This window comes from Arthrobacter castelli DSM 16402 (genome assembly GCF_000430705.1).
In the GTDB taxonomy this organism is placed as follows: domain Bacteria; phylum Actinomycetota; class Actinomycetes; order Actinomycetales; family Micrococcaceae; genus Arthrobacter_C; species Arthrobacter_C castelli.
Map to the genome: position 1 here is coordinate 105,120 of NZ_AUMN01000001.1, position 16,280 is coordinate 121,399.

The 16,280-nt window shown below is 63.5% G+C and carries 15 protein-coding genes; 6 read left to right on the forward strand and 9 right to left on the reverse strand.

What is annotated here, in order from left to right; translation table 11 throughout:
* Nucleotides 1-323: 323 nt before the first annotated feature.
* On the reverse strand, nucleotides 324-1,373 hold the full coding sequence (locus H535_RS0100575) for an FAD-dependent oxidoreductase (RefSeq protein WP_026817994.1): 1,050 nt from the start codon (nucleotides 1,371-1,373) through the stop codon (nucleotides 324-326).
* Nucleotides 1,374-1,426: 53 nt separating this feature from the next.
* Here H535_RS0100575 and H535_RS0100580 point away from each other — a divergent pair, with 53 nt between their 5' ends.
* Nucleotides 1,427-1,990 carry a TetR/AcrR family transcriptional regulator gene (locus tag H535_RS0100580; RefSeq protein ID WP_026817995.1) on the forward strand — a complete coding sequence of 188 codons (564 nt, stop codon included), beginning with the start codon at nucleotides 1,427-1,429 and terminating at the stop codon, nucleotides 1,988-1,990.
* 32 nt (nucleotides 1,991-2,022) lie between these two features.
* Here H535_RS0100580 and H535_RS0100585 read toward each other — a convergent pair whose 3' ends face one another.
* Together H535_RS0100585 and hrpA are read right to left on the reverse strand one after the other, a co-directional pair.
* Nucleotides 2,023-2,472: a DUF6174 domain-containing protein gene (locus tag H535_RS0100585; protein WP_026817996.1), complete on the reverse strand. Its 450-nt coding sequence runs from the start codon at nucleotides 2,470-2,472 to the stop codon at nucleotides 2,023-2,025.
* A 102-nt stretch (nucleotides 2,473-2,574) separates the two neighbouring features.
* Nucleotides 2,575-6,561: an ATP-dependent RNA helicase HrpA gene (gene hrpA / locus H535_RS0100590; protein WP_026817997.1), complete on the reverse strand. Its 3,987-nt coding sequence runs from the start codon at nucleotides 6,559-6,561 to the stop codon at nucleotides 2,575-2,577.
* Between the two features lie 192 nt (nucleotides 6,562-6,753).
* On the opposite strand from hrpA, the gene H535_RS0100595 reads away from it, so the two are divergent.
* Nucleotides 6,754-7,140: a hypothetical protein gene (locus tag H535_RS0100595; protein WP_026817998.1), complete on the forward strand. Its 387-nt coding sequence runs from the start codon at nucleotides 6,754-6,756 to the stop codon at nucleotides 7,138-7,140.
* A gap of 56 nt (nucleotides 7,141-7,196) precedes the next feature.
* Here H535_RS0100595 and H535_RS0100600 read toward each other — a convergent pair whose 3' ends face one another.
* On the reverse strand, nucleotides 7,197-8,162 hold the full coding sequence (locus H535_RS0100600) for a helix-turn-helix transcriptional regulator (protein WP_026817999.1): 966 nt from the start codon (nucleotides 8,160-8,162) through the stop codon (nucleotides 7,197-7,199).
* Nucleotides 8,163-8,245: 83 nt separating this feature from the next.
* On the opposite strand from H535_RS0100600, the gene H535_RS0100605 reads away from it, so the two are divergent.
* A complete protein-coding gene (locus H535_RS0100605) occupies nucleotides 8,246-8,896 on the forward strand; it encodes a DJ-1/PfpI family protein (RefSeq protein ID WP_026818000.1) in 651 nt (216 codons plus the stop codon).
* Between the two features lie 7 nt (nucleotides 8,897-8,903).
* Here H535_RS0100605 and H535_RS0100610 read toward each other — a convergent pair whose 3' ends face one another.
* Genes H535_RS0100610 through H535_RS27495 form a run of 5 tightly spaced genes read right to left on the reverse strand, consistent with a single transcriptional unit; the run spans nucleotide 8,904 to nucleotide 13,179 of the window.
* Nucleotides 8,904-9,458 carry a hypothetical protein gene (locus tag H535_RS0100610; protein ID WP_026818001.1) on the reverse strand — a complete coding sequence of 185 codons (555 nt, stop codon included), beginning with the start codon at nucleotides 9,456-9,458 and terminating at the stop codon, nucleotides 8,904-8,906.
* The gene (locus tag H535_RS27490; RefSeq protein WP_162144842.1) at nucleotides 9,455-10,822 is read right to left on the reverse strand and encodes a DUF58 domain-containing protein; all 1,368 of its coding nucleotides are present in this window, start codon (nucleotides 10,820-10,822) and stop codon (nucleotides 9,455-9,457) included. Before H535_RS27490 ends, H535_RS0100610 begins: the two co-directional genes overlap by 4 nt.
* Entirely contained in the window at nucleotides 10,815-11,795 is a 981-nt protein-coding gene (locus H535_RS0100620) for an AAA family ATPase (RefSeq protein WP_026818002.1), read from the reverse strand. Before H535_RS0100620 ends, H535_RS27490 begins: the two co-directional genes overlap by 8 nt.
* Nucleotides 11,792-12,373, reverse strand: a complete 582-nt coding sequence (locus H535_RS22645; RefSeq protein WP_026818003.1) for a hypothetical protein — start codon at nucleotides 12,371-12,373, stop codon at nucleotides 11,792-11,794. The genes H535_RS0100620 and H535_RS22645 overlap by 4 nt, the downstream gene beginning before the upstream one ends.
* Nucleotides 12,370-13,179: a DUF4129 domain-containing protein gene (locus H535_RS27495; RefSeq protein ID WP_026818004.1), complete on the reverse strand. Its 810-nt coding sequence runs from the start codon at nucleotides 13,177-13,179 to the stop codon at nucleotides 12,370-12,372. The genes H535_RS22645 and H535_RS27495 overlap by 4 nt, the downstream gene beginning before the upstream one ends.
* Nucleotides 13,180-13,376: 197 nt before the next feature.
* Here H535_RS27495 and H535_RS0100635 point away from each other — a divergent pair, with 197 nt between their 5' ends.
* Genes H535_RS0100635 through H535_RS0100645 form a run of 3 tightly spaced genes read left to right on the forward strand, consistent with a single transcriptional unit; the run spans nucleotide 13,377 to nucleotide 16,107 of the window.
* Nucleotides 13,377-14,372 (forward strand): ABC transporter substrate-binding protein, encoded by a 996-nt coding sequence (locus H535_RS0100635; RefSeq protein WP_026818005.1) that lies wholly within the window; start codon nucleotides 13,377-13,379, stop codon nucleotides 14,370-14,372.
* A gap of 27 nt (nucleotides 14,373-14,399) precedes the next feature.
* Nucleotides 14,400-15,326 carry an ABC transporter permease gene (locus H535_RS0100640; RefSeq protein WP_026818006.1) on the forward strand — a complete coding sequence of 309 codons (927 nt, stop codon included), beginning with the start codon at nucleotides 14,400-14,402 and terminating at the stop codon, nucleotides 15,324-15,326.
* Nucleotides 15,313-16,107: an ABC transporter ATP-binding protein gene (locus H535_RS0100645; RefSeq protein WP_026818007.1), complete on the forward strand. Its 795-nt coding sequence runs from the start codon at nucleotides 15,313-15,315 to the stop codon at nucleotides 16,105-16,107. The genes H535_RS0100640 and H535_RS0100645 overlap by 14 nt, the downstream gene beginning before the upstream one ends.
* The last annotated feature ends 173 nt before the right edge of the window (nucleotides 16,108-16,280 follow it).

Below are 16,280 nucleotides of genomic sequence, written 5' to 3' on the forward strand. Positions count from 1 at the left end.
GTCTGGTCCTGTCCGTTTAGGCCGTCCGGACCTCTGTCCGGTGGCGGACCATATATGGCACATCTGTTGCGACGCCCCGAAGCCTTGGCACCTTGTTGTGAAGCTCCGTCTCTGCCATTGCGAAGCACGCCTAAGCTGCCTGGCAAGTGCTCAAGCACCGGTGCGCACATTTGTGCGGGCCACTGCGTTCACTACCATCCGCACCAATGTGCTGCGGTGGCAGAGACGTGCCACCAAGTCCCGGAATTGGAGACAAGACACCGGTCCGCGGAAATGCGGAAGAGGACAGGAAAGATGCGAGACCCACGGTCATTTGCGAATGGCTAGTGGGATCCAGCCTTGGCCATCATCACCGTGCCGATGGCGCCGATTGCTGCGTCGCGGGCCCGGCTTCCGGTGTCCAGCATGGCGAGTTTGCCCACCTGGCGTGACGCGCGCACCAGCCGCTGCGTCTGTGTTCGACGTCGGTGGTCATAGTTGGCCAGGCCGTCGTCGATGCCGGTCGGCCTAGTTACTGCATGCCCCAGAGCGGCTCCATCAACAAGCGTTTCGCACGCGCCACGGCCGAGGAACGGGGCCATGGCATGGGCTGCATCGCCCACCAGTGCGGTATTTCCGTTGACAAACGAGGGAAGCCGTGGCGTCTCGAACAGCCCATGATGCAGGATGCCGTCTTCATCGATCCGGGTCAGCACCTCGCCGATAGCGTTGTGCCAGGACCCGAAATGCTCCTTCAAATGCGACAGGTGTGGTCCTTCGAAGGTGCCGGGGGCGCGAACTGAGGCATACCAGTTCGTTGCCTCCGGTCCTGCGGGAGTGATGCCGAACAAAGCGCCGGGAGCCCACGTCTCGCCGTACTCACGGACAGTGCCGTCAATGGTGCCACGCCATGCGACAGCACCAAGCGGCCGGGCGCGGAACCGGTCGCCGAATATACGTTGCCGGGTAGTGCTGAAAGTTCCGTCGGCACCGACCACCAGATCGGCGTTCTCGAGTTGTCCAGGGTCACTGACAGGCGTGCCGAAGGCGATGTCCACTCCCTCCGAGAGAGTGGCCAGTAGCGTCGGCCGGGATACCATCTTCAGATTGACGCCGCCCGGTCTCCTGAGCAGCGCTCTTCCGGCCGGGGTCCATAGTGCTGTGGCCGTGGCCCCGGTGATATCGGCCCATCCCTCGCCGTGGCGCCGGGTTTCCCCAATGCCGATGTCGTCGAGTGCTTTCAGTGCGGCGGGCCACATGCCAAGCATCGTGCCCGACCTCGGCAGGGCCCCGCTCCGCTCCAACACAGTGACGGACCAGCCGTGTCGTTGCAAGGCTTGTGCGGTGCTCAGGCCGCCGATGCCCGCGCCGATAATCAGTGCTGTGCGCGCCATTCCATCCATACTACACCTGTAGTATGTACCGAGGCAGCTGTAATCTGGTGTTCATGGGGACCCGCAAACAGCACATTCTCGACGCTGCAATCGGCGTGCTGGGAAAATCGGGGTCACGAGGTCTCACTCACCGCAACGTTGACAGCGAGGCGGGTCTGCCGTCCGGCTCGACTTCGAATTATTTCCGTTCTCGCCATGCACTGATGAACGGCATCGTTGGTCGGATGGAGGAACTCGATTACGAGGATTGGGCGCGGCAGTCGTCAGGTCCCGTGGTGGAATCCGAATCCGGGTTTGCGGATATTCTCACGGCGTTCGTTTCAGCGGCAGTCGCTGCAGACCGCACCCGGACCCAGGCCCGCTACGCGATATTTGTCGAAGCCGCCATGACCGGCGCGGATTCCGGTATTGCCCAATCCATTGAACGCAGCCGGGCCAACTTGAGGCAATGGGGCACCGGAATCGCCGCCGACGTCGGAATGGCCGAGCCGGAGCGGGCCGCCGCCATGCTGGTCGACTATCTGGACGGCGTCATCTTCCATCATCTGACCAGGCCGACCTTCGAACGGGACGTGGTCCGTTCCGACATCGGACGATTCCTGGCGGCGCTGGCGTGATGGAAATGGACAGTGCCACGGCTGCTGGCGGTCTAAAGCTCCTGCAACTTAAGGATCCTGAATGTGGATTCTTCGTCCACCATGTTCGGATCATCATTGACGAAAACCGATTCGGGATAGCCCAACTCTGAGTTGTAGCGGACCTCGACGGCATGTGCTTCCGCCAGCTCATGTTCAAGAATTTTGAATACGTCTTCCATGGTTCCTGAACGCCCGGATCGGGTCAGGAACAACTCATTTCTGGAGCGCAGTCCTGCAGGCTCGCCTATCGTCGCCTTACCATCGTGGACGGTTACCACTGTGCGCGTTTGGCCTGCCATGATGCTGAACTGCCAGGTGAACCGGTAATCCTCGGGGCTTTCGGTTTTCCAGAGCTCGCGTGCCTGATTCATCGCTGCCTGCCGCGCATCCACTTCCACGCTGGAGCAACCGGTTGCTGCTGCCAGCGCAAGTATCAATGTGGCGCTGCGTATCAGTTTCATGCAGATCAGCCTACGTGCACCAGCAGGGGAAGGTCCTAACGATCAGGTATCCCTTGTTTTGGTCTCAAGCACCTGCCCGGCCAGTGGCCGGGCAGGCTGATTCTAGACGGCCGCGGACTCCATGGCCCCGCTCAGGGCCTTCCGGATCCGCTTCTCCGAGACCTTATATGGCGTGCCGAGTTCGACGGCGAAGAGGCTGACCCGCAGCTCCTCGAGCATCCAACGCACTTGGCCCAGTTCCGCCGTCGGGCTGCTGCCGGGCTGCAAGGCGGCGACGGCGTCGTCGTACTCATCCTCCAACTGCTGGACTACGGCCATATTGAGCCCGTCGCGTTGCAGATTGGATGGCATTTTCTCCAGTCGCCGTTCGATGGCGGCGAGGTAGCGTGGCAGTGAGCTGAGTTGCTGGTACCCGGTGTTCGCCACGAAGCCCGGGTAGACGAGATTCTCCAGTTGCGCCTTGATGTCGTTGAGTCCGCTGATCATGGCCAGGCTGCTGCTGGATTTGAGCTGTTTCTCGATCCGGCGGGCGCTGGCCAGGATCTTCTCCACGGCGGCGGTCACCGTGAACATGGTGTCCACTAATTCCGCGCGCACGTGTTCGTAGAGTTCGTTGAACTGGGTTTCGGTGGCCACTGCCAGGTTGCCGGCCGGGTCGACGACGGCGGGAGTCAGCTTGTCGATGGCGGCAACCGTGCAGTCGTCAATCAGCGAAGCAACGCTGCCGTGCGGGTTCTGGCTGAAGGTCAGTTTTTCGTGGTTGCTCAGGTGGTCCAGCACGTACTTGGCGGGGGAGGGGACACGCAGCGCGAGCAACTGGATCAGCCCGGCCCGCATCGCTTCGCGCTGTTCGGCGCCGGACTGGAAGATTCGCAGCCCGACCGTCTTGCCTTCGTCCACCAATGCGGGATAGCCGGTGACCTCGTGTCCCGCAACGATCCTGCTCACCTGGCTGTCGATGGAGCCGAAGGTCCAGCTCGTCCGGCCCGAGGTCTCGTGGGTTGCAGGGGTCTCGACGCGGGTCTCCGCGCGGGTCTCCGCGCGCTCGCCGGGGCTCGCTTGGTCGACCACCGCTTCGGTGGTCGACCAAGGCGCTCCGCGCCGCGTGGAGACCCCGCATCGAGACCCAGCGTGGAGACCCTGGTGCACGGTCTTGGGGGTGGCGCCGAGGGACTCGGCGATGGCCTGGCGGGATGCGCCGGCGAGCTCCTGCTGCGCGGCTGCCAGGTCTTTGCCCTCGCTGAGCACCTTCCCGCCGTCGTCGACCACCTTGAAGGTCATCTTCAAATGTTCCGGGACCGTTTCCCAGTTCCAGGAGCCCGGCGGAATCATGTGGCCCTTGAGCCGCCGCAGGGCCAGTTCCAGTGACGATTCCAGCGGGTCCGAGACCGGATCGAAGTCCGCCTCCAGCGCCGCCGTCGCCTGCCGGGCAACATCCGGGGCGGGAACGAAGTTCTTCCGCACGGCCTTGGGCAGGGACTTGATCAGCGCGGTCACCAGTTCGGTGCGTAGTCCGGGGATCTGCCATTGGAACGGTGCCGGGTCCAGCTGGTTCAGGAACAGGACGGGCACGGTCACCGTGACGCCGTCGGAAGCGTTGGGTTCCATCGGCGAGAATTCGTAGTCGAGCCGCAGCTCGAAGCCCGCCTGGAGCCAGGTTTTCGGGAAGGCGGATTCGTCCAGTTCCTCGGCCTCATCGCTGAGCAGCAGGTCTTCGCTGAAGTCGAGCAGGTTCGGGTCTTCATGCCGGGCGTGCTTCCACCACTTATCGAAATGCCGTTCCGAGACCACGTTTTCGCCGATGCGTTGGTCGTAGAACTCGAAGAGCGTCTCGTCGTCGACCCGGATGTCGCGGCGGCGCATCCGGTTTTCCAGGTCCTCGACCTCGTCCAGCAACGCCCGGTTGCGGTGGAAGAACTTGTGGTGGGTGCGCCAGTCGCCTTCCACCAGTGCATGGCGGATGAACATGTCCCGGGCCAGTTCACGGTCGATCCGCCCGTAGTTGATCCGGCGCTGCGGAACCACCGGCACCCCGTAGAGGGTGACTTTCTCGTAGGCCATCACCGAGCCCATCTTCCTGGACCAGTGGGGTTCGCTGTAGCTGCGCTTGACCAGCTGGGGAGCGACCTGCTCCACCCACAGCGGGTCGAATTTGGCGACCACGCGTGCCCACAGCCGGCTGGTTTCCACCAGCTCGGCGGCCATCACCCAGTCCGGATTCTTCTTGAACAGGGCCGAACCGGGGAAGATGGCAAAGCGGGTGCCGCGCGCCCCGGCGTAGTCCCGTTTGCGTTCGTCGCGCAGGCCGATGTGGCTGAGCAGCCCGGACAGCAGGCTGATATGGACCGGCTCGTCCTTGGCCACCGGGTCGACATCCCGGTTGTTCGACAGCTTAATTCCCAGCGGCTTGGCCAACTGCCGCAGCTGGGTGAACAGATCCTGCCATTCGCGGATCCGCAGGTAATTGAGGAATTCGCGGTGGCAAAGCTTGCGGAACTGGCTGGAAGAGAGCTCCTGCTGCTTTTGCTGGATGTAGCGCCACAACAACAGGTACCCGGTGAAGTCCGAATTCTCGTCGACGAACCTCTTGTGCATTTCGTTCGCCTGCTGCTGTTTATCTGTGCTGTCCCGCTGGGGGCGCTCGCGGGGGTCCTGAATAGTCAGCGCCGCGGTCAGCACCATCACTTCGCGGGCACAGTCGCGGGTGCCGGCTTCGATAACCATCCGGCCCAGTCGCGGATCGACAGGCAGCCGGGAGAGTTTGCGTCCGATGGCGGTGAGCCCGCCGTGCTTGTCCGCCAGGGCTCCCAGCTCGCGCAGCAGGGTGACGCCGTCGTTGACCGCCTTCGCATCCGGCGGTTCGACGAAGGGGAAGTTGCCGATGTCCTTCGGTCCCTTCGCCACCCCCATGGCAGTCATTTGCAGGATGACGGCGGCGAGATTGGTGCGCAGGATCTCCGGATCGGTGAATTCGCGGCGGGCCTCGAAATCCTCTTCCGAGTAGAGCCGGATGCAGATACCGTCCGAGACGCGTCCGCAGCGGCCGGCGCGCTGGCTCGCCGAGGCCTGGGACACCCGTTCGATGGGCAGCCGTTGCACCTTGGTGCGGTGAGAGTAACGCGAAATCCGCGCCGTGCCCGGGTCGATCACGTACTTAATGCCCGGGACGGTCAGCGATGTTTCGGCGACGTTCGTGGCCAGCACGATCCGCCGTCGTCCTCCGGGGTTGAAGACGCGGTGCTGCTCCGCCAATGACAGGCGGGCAAACAGCGGCAGGATTTCGGCTTCCGAGAGCCGTGGATTGTGCTTGACTCGGCGCTGCAAGGCGTCGGAAGCGTCGCGGATCTCCCGCTCACCGGAGAAAAAGATCAGAATGTCGCCCGGTGCCTCGGCCGCGAGCTCCTCCACGGCATCGCCGACGGCGTCGAGCGGGTCGCGGTCTTCTTCCAGTTCGTCGTCGGAGTCGGATTCTCCGGGCGGTTGGTTCAGCGGGCGGTACCGGACCTCGACGGGATAGGTGCGCCCGGACACCTCCACGATGGGTGCCGGGCCGTCCGGACCCGCGAAATGCTCCGCGAACCGCTCGGGGTCGATGGTGGCCGAGGTGATGACGACCTTCAGGTCCGGGCGCTTGGGCAGGATTTGCTTGAGGTAGCCGAGGATGAAGTCGATGTTGAGGCTGCGCTCGTGCGCTTCGTCGATGATGATGGTGCTGTACCGCTTGAGCAGCTTGTCGTGCTGGATCTCGGCCAGCAGGATGCCATCGGTCATCAGCTTGATCTGCGTGTTGTCGCCGACCCGACCGGTGAAACGGACCTGGTAGCCGATTTCGGCGCCCAACTCGACGTCGAGCTCGGAGGAGATCCGCTCCGCGACAGTGCGTGCCGCCAGCCGCCGCGGCTGGGTGTGGCCGACCAGGCCGTTCTCAGCTAATCCGAGTTCGACGCACATCTTCGGGATCTGCGTCGTCTTCCCGGATCCGGTTTCGCCGGCAATGATGGTCACCTGGTTGGCGGCGATGGCCGCCTTGATGTCCTCGCGGCGTTCGGTGACGGGCAGCTCGGGAGGATAGGTGATCTGCAGTGTCATGTCGGTGCCAGTTTATCGGCCATTGGCACAGGTGCGGACAACGGCCGGTCGGAGGCCCGTCCGGGGGAGCCGGCCCCTCCTTCGCGCCGCGGCGGGGGTGATATGCGCCCACCGACGGCGTGGTACTTTGTGGCTATGGCCGCCGATCCCGCCGATCGTCCGGCATACCGTGCCTGCAGAGAGGATCGCCAGATGGGCAGCGGCTCCGCACCGGATAAGGACGCGTCGGGAAGCGTGCGGCTGCTGATCGGCGGCCTGGCCGTCATCGGCTCGCTGTTTTTGCTGGTGCCGGGGGTTAACCAGTATTCACGCATGGTGTACCTCAACGGGGAGGGCGACACCTTCATGATTGCCCTGTTGCTGGGACTGGGAGGGGCGCTGTTCCTGGCCGGGCTGGTGGTGCTGGTGATGGGAATGGTCCGGCGCAGGGCGTATCGCAACCGCGTGGTCGGCCACGGAGGTCGTGGTGAGCCCGGGCATGAGGCGGATGAGCCCTACCTGGGCCGGAAGACGACGCGGATGACGGCAGAACGTTTGGAAAGCCGGCTGCAGCGGAAAAACCGCTTTCGGCGATGGTGACAGTCAAGGCCGTGGTGATGGGTAGTCGGTCACGGATACCGCCGGGAGGCGTCAGATCAATCCGCTTCTCCGCTTCCCGATCGGGCCAGCCGTTCGGCCATCTGCCGGGCGCGGTCCCGCAGCTCGGCCGGCTCCAGCACGTCGAAGTCGACGTCGAGTATTGACAGATGCATCAGCGCATAGTCCAGTGAATCCCAGCCCGCCTTCAGTATCGTGTGGCCAGGGCCGTCGGGCGTCAGTTGGGCCAGCGAGGGCCCAATATATTCGGCCACATGCGCCATGGGCGCATGCAGACGGACGACGACGTCGTAACGGTAGGGCGAGCGGGTAATGGATTGCTGCACGTAGTCGACGACATTATCGGCCGGTAGCGGGCGGGGCAGGTACTTATGCCGCTCGGTCGGTGCGCTGTTGATCCGGTCCACCCGGAAGGTCCGCCAGTCCTGGCGCATGGTGTCCCAGGCGACCAGGTACCACCGTCGCCCGGTGTTGACCAGATGGTACGGCTCCACGATTCTCCGCTCGGGTGCGCCTTCGGATTTGCTGTAGGTGAATCCGATAGCCCGCCGTTCTGAAATGGCCCCCGAGACCGCCGTCAGATAGTCGGGATCCACGGGCGACGCCGGAGTGGGCAACGTGCTGACCGATCCCTTCAGCGCGGAGAATCTTGGCCGCAGCCGGGGCGGCAGCACCTGTTCCAGCTTCGCCAGCGCACGAACGGAGGATTCGCCGATTCCGGCCACCGGTCCGGAGGCCACGGTCGCCAGTCCGAGCGCGACGGCCAGCGCCTCGCCGTCGTCGAGCAGCAACGGCGGCAACCGGGCTCCGGCACCCAACTGATACCCACCGGCGACTCCCGGGGAGGCCGAGATCGGATAGCCGAGGGAGCGCAGTTTGCCTATATCGCGGCGGACGGTGCGTTCGGTGACCTCCATTCGTTCGGCCAGGGCGCCGCCGGTCCACTCCCGGTGCACCTGCAACAGGGACAGCAATTGCAGCAACCGCGCTGACGTTTCCAACATGTTTTGAATCTATCCGATATTCAGGACCAAACCGGTCCGCGATGGTCCGTAACATCAAAACATCACCGACCAAGGGGCTCGTAATGCGACACATTAATGTAGTGATGTACCTGCCGGACCAGATGGCCGATTGGGAAGTTGGATATGCGACGGCGGAGCTGGCGACCGGCCGCTTCCTCAGGCCTGATGTTGCCGTCACCTTGCACACGGCGGGTGCGTCCGCCGCCGCCATCCGGACCATGGGCGGCATGTCCGTATTGCCGGACACCACCGTCGGGGCGCTGGATCCCGGAGAGATCGACCTGCTCATTCTTCCGGGCGCTGAAAGCTGGGGCGAGTTGGAGCCCCATGAGCCGATCCTGGAACTGGCCAGATCGTTGGCCGCCCGTGAGGTGCCCGTCGCCGCCATCTGCGGGGCCACCGAGGCGCTCGCCGCCAGCGGTGCGCTGAATCAGGTGGAACACACCAGCAATGCACTGGAGGAAATCGCTTCGCTGCCCGGCTACACCGGCCATCACCTCTATCGGGAACGTTTCGCCGTCGCCGGCTCCAGTATTATCACCGCTGGTTCCTGGGCTCCGGTGGAATTTGCCTATGAGATATTCAAGATGCTCGACGTGATGGTCCCTGAGGCGCTGGCGGGTTGGCATCGGTTCTGGGGAGACCGCCACGCGGAGGCGATCTTCGAGTTGATGGCGGCGGCGCAGCCCGCAGGCAGCGGCGAAAAGGTCTAGTGCAGGATCACCGTGCCCGGGTCCTCGACACGGCCCTCCAGAGGAATCCCACCACCATCATCAGCACGGCTGCGGCCGCGACCGACACGGCGGTAATACCCCGGGGCTGTTCTGTCAGCAACGCCAGCACAGTCAGTGCCTGTGCGATGAGCTGGATTTTCAGGAAGCTCACCGCAAGCGTCTTGAGCGCCGGCAGGCAGACCCGGGTGCGCGCCGGCACTGCCGCCGTCACCGAGTACAGCACGTACAGTCCGTGCACGGCCAGCACCAGCACCGGAGTCAGCAGCGACAGACCGTCATTGCTGAAGTACCAGCCGGCTGCCAGCAGGAACAGCGACAGCAGCATGGCGCCGACGGAGGGGCGCAGGGCCGTCAGCACAAATGAACCGACCGGCAACACCATCCAGGCGCTGTTTAGCGCCAGCATCGGGGCACTGACTGCCAGCGCGATCAGCAATGCCGCTGCAGAGAGTGCCCAGGCGGGGACCGACCGACCGATTGCCAGACCGGTGGCAGGATGGGCGCCTTCCATCGGCGGGCGGATCCAGGAACCGGAACTCACGATGTGCTCCTGCCTGCAGTGGTGCGCCGGTGTGCGGCGGTTCGCTGCATCATGCGCAGCCCAGCGGCCAGCGGCAACACTCCGGCAACCGCATCGGGATCCGTCTCGCTGGCAGCGTCCTCCGGACCCCTGAATCCAAATACCGGCAATCCGCGCTGCCGCACGCGCTCGATCCGGTCCTTCCGCGCCATCAATTCCATCCGCAGCGCAAGTCCCTCAGTTTTGGACAGTCCGGTGGTATTGAGCCGGGGAAGCGTGTCTATACCGATCACTGAATGACCCAGGCGGTGCCATTTGAGCAGCAGCCGTTCGCCGTCGTCGTTCATGAACGGTGACAGCATCATGACCAGGCAGTCGGCTGGAAGCACCGGATCCTGCCGCGGCTTGTCCAGGTGTTGGTCCACCCGCAACGACGACAACCTGAGCCGGATCAGCTCCAGCTGGCGGCGTCCGGCAGCGGCACGCAAACCCCGGCGGTAGCCGGCCAGCTCCATCACCCCCACCCGGTCGCCGCGGTGCAGATACGATGCGGCCAGCAGTGTGGCGCCCTGGCGGGACAGATGCAGCGACGAGTAGGTCAGCGGTGTGGGAGGTTGCCCGCCGTACCAGGTGGCGGCTTCGCTGCTCAGGTCGCTCCGGGCATCGACCACCAGCATCACTGTGGCCTCGGACGTTGTATGCGTGCGGCGGACATAGAGGTCGCTCTGGTCCGGAGAGAGCCGGGCCGTGGCACGCCAATCGATGCGGCGCCGCGCATCGCCCGGGCGGAATGGATGCACGTCCCGCAGGTCGCCGCCGTCGCCGGGATTGCGGGAGGAATGATCGCCGGTCAGTCCGCTGAGCCTGGGCGGCAGCGGCAGGATGTCCAGTCGGTCGATGGAAGGCAGCACCGTGTAGGGAACGGACGGCGCGGCCCCCAACTGCCCAATCCTGGCCGCGTCGGCCGAAATCGACGCCCAGCTCAACGCGTAAATATCCCGCCGACCGGATAACGGAAGTTCAATCGTCAGCTGCAGGTCCCGCTGAGAGGCGTCCAACAGGTAGCTGCGTGGCGTCGGTCCGGAACCGGTGACCGCAATGGCCACCAATCCGCCGTCGGCGTCGACATGGAGCGGGACCTGATAGAACTGACCATCCCGCACGGCGGCGTCATTGTCCGCCGTGACAGGCGCATCCGGCCTCCTGGGAGAGGCCAGTGCCGCCACCGCGGCCAGAATCAGCGGGATGCCGGTCACGACGACGTCGGCGCGACCGGCGATCAGTCCTGCAGCGAGGCACGCGGACCCAAGCAGCGCGGCGACGCTCCACGGGCCGGTAAGAAGCGATGGATCGGGTCGAAGTCTGAAGGGTCGGCGTTCAGGCACTGTGGCCCACTGATGGGGGAGCAGCCACCCGGTTGACGGCGTCCTCGACTGCGGATTCGGGACGTATTCCGCGTGCCCATGATGATGGCGTCAAGGTGAGGCGATGGGCCAGCACCGGCACGGCGGTGCCCTTAATGTCTTCGGGCACTACAAAGTCCCGCCCCTCTGCGGCGGCCAGTGCCCGGGAGAGCAGAATCATCGCTTGGGACCCACGCGGAGAGGCACCAACCTCGACGTCGTTATGGTTCCGGGTGGCGGCGGCGATGCCGACTGCATAGGCGAGGATGTCCGGGTCAACATTCACGTGTTCGACGGCGGTCTGCATGGCCAGCAGCGTATCCGGGTCGCACAGCGTCCGCACCTCGGCAGCTTCCTGCCGTCTGTAAATCCGGCGCCGGATAATTTCGGCTTCCCCCGATCCGGACGGGTATCCGACGGTCAGCCGGACCAGGAATCTATCCAGTTGCGCCTCGGGCAAGGGGTATGTGCCTTCGAATTCGATGGGGTTGGAGGTGGCGAACACGTGGAACGGCTGCGGCAACGGCAGACTCCCGCCTTCAACCGATACCTGGCGTTCGGCCATCGCTTCCAACAGGGCTGACTGTGTTTTCGGAGAGGTGCGGTTGATTTCATCGGCCAGGAACAGGCCGGTGAAGATCGGTCCGGGCCGGAACTCGAATTGCCTGGCCGCCGGATCGTAGATAGAGGATCCGGTGATGTCGGCCGGCAACAGGTCAGGGGTGCACTGCACCCGGCGGAACCCCAGCCCCAGTACTCCGGCCAGGCTTTTTGCGGCCAGCGTCTTGCCCAGCCCGGGCATATCCTCGAAGTAAACGTGGCCACCTGCGAGCACCGCGCCGAGGGCGAGCCTCAGCGGCTCTTCCATGCCGACAATGACCGTCCCCGCTTCGTCGAGGATCTCCGTGCTGCGCTGGCTCACCTCCTCGATGGACATGGTTGCGGTGCTGTTCATAGTGCCGACCTGCTTTCCTGTTGTGGCAGTCCCGCCCGTGCCGGGCGGTCCAGCGCATCGAGTTCGTCCAGGCAGTTGGATAATTCGGCGTGGGTCATGCGGGCTCCGCGTTCCGGGTCGGTGATGATGGCGCGCAACAACGGACTCGGTGTACCGGGACGGCGTTCGGATGCGCTGCCGCCGTCGTCGTCTGCCAAACCGATGCCCACCTTGGCCAGCCTGCCCCGTGCCAGCCGGACGAAGCGCCGGTACGCCCGCTCGCCAACCGGACGGTCACCAGTGAGTGAATAAGCGAGGAACTGCTGTTCGTTGGCACCGTGTTCCAGACCTTTCAGTTGTGCCGGCCGCAGCCGCGCGGTGGTGAGTCCTTCCACGAATTCATTGCACAGACCCAGCACGACGGCACCGGCGACAATAGCCGCGGCATGGCTGATATCCACTGTGTAGACCCAGACCAAACACAGGGCGATCAAAGCGAACAGTGCCGGAAGTCGCCACGGGCGCCGTTTCCGCCCGGGAGGGCTGGGCGCGACGGCCCCCGTCTTCGGTTGGCGCTTGTCCGTCGACGGCGGTTTCATCGGGCAGGGCTCCGGGGCAGATGCTTTTCGATGTCGCGGCGCAGCGACTCGAGGGCAGTCCGCGCGGCTGCCAGGTCGTCCGGCTTCATGGGGATCGACGGTGTAGCCCCGTACCGGGCACGTTGATACAGGCGAAGGATGACGGCGGTGTCGCCGGGGTCGGTATCGAAGGCATGCAGCACGGTCGTCGTGAACTCCGACGGCGTCTGGTTGAGCCTGCGGCCGGAACCGGCCAATGCGGCGGCTCGTTCCAATGACAGCCAGCAGCGGATCACCGCGTTGTCGGTGGCACCGGGGTCGAGCAGCGCGGCTTGAGCGTCGTCGAAATGCTGATGGAATTGCGCTGCTTCAGCATCAGAGAGTGTCGGTGCGATTGCACGGCCGGGTTCCGTGTCTTCCACGGGCCGCCGCCGGGCCGAATACAGGGTCCGTGCGGCGGCGTGGGCCACGGCGGCGAAGCCGGCCAGCACGATCACGCCGGCGGCCACCATCACCACCACCGGGAGTAATGACTGGTCGTCCGTGCCCGAATCGGAACCGGGCGCTGCGGTGGCCGGAGAGGATGGCCGGATCTGTTCGCTGATCGGCTCCGGCGGCCGCAGTTGGTCGATGTCGAAGCGCGGAACTGCTGCGATCGGGCCCATTGAATTGGCACCGAGAACTATCAACCCCAACGCCAGGAGCACCAGCATCACGGTCCGGGTCAGAACGGCGTTTGACGTCTCGTTATCCCGCACTCGCGACACCCCTTTGCTGTTGTCGGACCGTTGGCCGACAGTGTAGCCGCTGGCGGTGACAACCGTCACTGGCGGCGGGTGGTCGCTAACGAATTGATTACGTAGTGGACGAATCGTCTCCGTCGTGGTTCGCAGCGATCATCCTGACAGTAATCAGCCCGGCGTGGAGACAATTTGTATTTGGCGCGCTGGCAAGCTTAGACAATATGAGTCAAATCACAGATGATTACTACCGGAAACTCCATTCCGTGAAAGGAACTATCCCAGTGAACCGTTCATCACTCATTAAAGTTGGCGCGGGGCTTTTCGCCTCGGCCCTCATGCTGACCGGCTGTGGCAGCAGCGGCGGTTCCGGAGGCGGCGGCGAAGAGGCCGGCGGCTCGGAACCCGTACAGATCGGCATCACCCAGATTGTCGAACATCCCTCACTCGATGCCGCCCGCAAGGGGTTTAAGCAGGCGCTGAAGGAGAACGGCTATGAGAATGCCGTGTTCGACGAGCAGAACGCTCAGGCCGATCAGGCAACCGCAACCACGATCGCGAGCCAGTTCGCCTCCGACAACAAGGACCTGGTGCTGGCCATCGCAACGCCAACCGCCCAGGCAGCAGCCCAGACCATTACCGACATCCCGGTGTTGATCACCGCCGTCACCGCTCCGGTGGAAGCCGGTCTGGTGGACTCGCTGGAGAAGCCTGGCGGTAATGTCACCGGCACCAGTGACCTGAACCCGGTCGAGAAGCAGTTGAGCCTGGTTAAGGAATTGGCCCCTGATGCCAAGAGTGTGGGAATCGTTTACAGCTCCGGCGAGGTGAACTCCGAAGTCCAGGTGAAGATAGCCCGCAAGGCGGCCAAGGAAATGGGACTCAAGGTCCAGGAAGCCACGGTCAGCAACTCCTCCGAGGTGCAGCAGGCGGCGAACTCCCTCGACGTCGACGCCATTTACGTACCTACCGATAACGCCGTCGTTTCGGCCCTGAAGTCTGTGGTCCAGGTGGCGGAGTCGAAGCAGATCCCGTTGATCGTTGGCGAAGCCAACTCCGTCAAAGGCGGCGGTGTCGCAACGTACGGCATCGATTACCAAAAGCTCGGTTACCAGACCGGCATGATGGCCATCGAAGTCCTCGAAGGGGCAGATCCGGCGTCCATGCCGATCGAGACCCTTGACGATATTCAACTCGTGATCAACACCAAGGCCGCCGAGCGGATGGGGGTTGAGGTTCCGCAGGACCTGCTGGACGAGGCCGACCAGGTCATCAAGTAAGGGTAAAGGAACCAAGGTACTTAGTTAATGTATACAGCTGTTGAATTAGGGCTGATCTACGCGATTATGGCTCTAGGGGTCTACCTGACCTTTCGCATCCTGGACTTCCCCGATTTGACGGTTGACGGGAGTTTCACCACGGGGGCCTCCGTTGCGGCCATCATGATCGTCAGCGGTGCGCCCCCGCTGCTGAGCACCATCGCGGCTTTCGTGGCCGGGCTGCTCGCCGGGGTGATCACGGGGCTTCTCCATACCAAGGGGAAGATTAACGGGTTGCTTGCCGGTATTCTCACCATGATCGGGCTGTACTCCGTCAACCTGCGGATCATGGGGGGCAGCGCCAACATACCGCTGCTGCGCGAAGACACTCTGATGACGCCATTACGCGAGAACGAATGGCTGGGAACCTGGGTATCGATTGCCATCTTCGCCCTGATTGCCATCGCCGTGAAGCTGTTCCTCGACTGGTTCCTGCACACCGATATGGGGCTGGCGATGCAGGCCACCGGCGATAATCAGGAGATGATCCGCAGTTTCGGCGTCAGCACAGACCGGACAAAGATCGTGGGCCTGGCCATCTCGAACGGATTCGTCGCATTGTGCGGCGCATTGATCGCGCAGTATCAGGGATTTTCGGATATCAGCATGGGGATCGGGCTCATCCTGGTGGGGCTGGCATCGGTGATTGTCGGCCAGGCGGTCTTCGGAAGCCGGGTGATCTTCGTTTCGACTCTCGCCGTGATTCTGGGCGCCGTTGCCTACCGGGTGTTCATCACACTGGCGCTTCAGATCGAGTGGTTTGACCCGTCCGACGTGAAGCTCATCTCCGCGGTGCTGGTGATTCTTGCGTTGATCCTGCCGCAATGGAAGTTCTTCAAACGCTTGCCCACCTTCAGTACGTTGAAGAAGACCAAGACGAGTGCGAAGGCGAGGGGCAGCTATGTTGGAAGTTAATGATGTCAGCAAGACGTTCTTCGCCGGCACCGTCAACGAACGGGTGGCGCTGGACGACGTGTCGCTGCAGCTGCCCAGTGGCGATTTCGTCACGGTCATTGGCAGTAATGGCGCGGGGAAGTCGACACTGCTCAACATCGCCGCGGGAAAACTCCTGCCGGAAACGGGAAGAGTGATCATCGGGGACCGTGATGTCACCAAGCTGGCGGATCATCAGCGGGCCAAGTACATCGGCCGGGTTTTCCAGGATCCGATGGCGGGAAGCTCACCGAATATGACCATCGAGGAGAACCTGGCCATTGCTTACGAGCGCGGCCGCCGCCGTGGCTTCCGGATTGGTGTCACCAATAAAAAGCGTGAGCTGTTTGCTGAGGAGCTGAAATCCTTGGAGCTTGGGCTGGAGAACCGGCTCAAGGCCAAGGTGGGGCTGCTCTCGGGTGGTCAACGTCAGGCTTTATCGCTGTTGATGGCGACCTTCAGTGAGCCCGAAGTGCTGATGCTGGACGAGCACACTGCAGCATTGGATCCGCAGCGGGCGGAACTGGTCTCCCGGCTGACTACGGAGATCGTCGAGCGGCACAAACTCACGACGTTGATGGTCACCCATAATATGGAGCAGGCTCTGCGCCTCGGCAACCGCCTCATCATGATGCATGAAGGCAGAATCCTGTTTGACCTGAATGAAGAGCGTAAGTCCAGGATGACTGTGAAGGGCTTGCTGCAGGAGTTCGAGAACGTCAAGGGGGAGACACTCAATGACGACCGGGCCATGCTGCAATAGTCCGCTTCCGCGGCAGCGCTTATAAAGTACGACGCCGTTCCGCACCAGGTGGGTTTCCACCCTGGGCGCGGAGCGGCGTTTGCTTAGTGAGTGCAGAGATAGTGGCCGTAGAGAGCTGTGGGGCAAGTGCTGTTGCGCTGCACTCAGGGCTTGAGGGTAGCGGGCGATGGCGG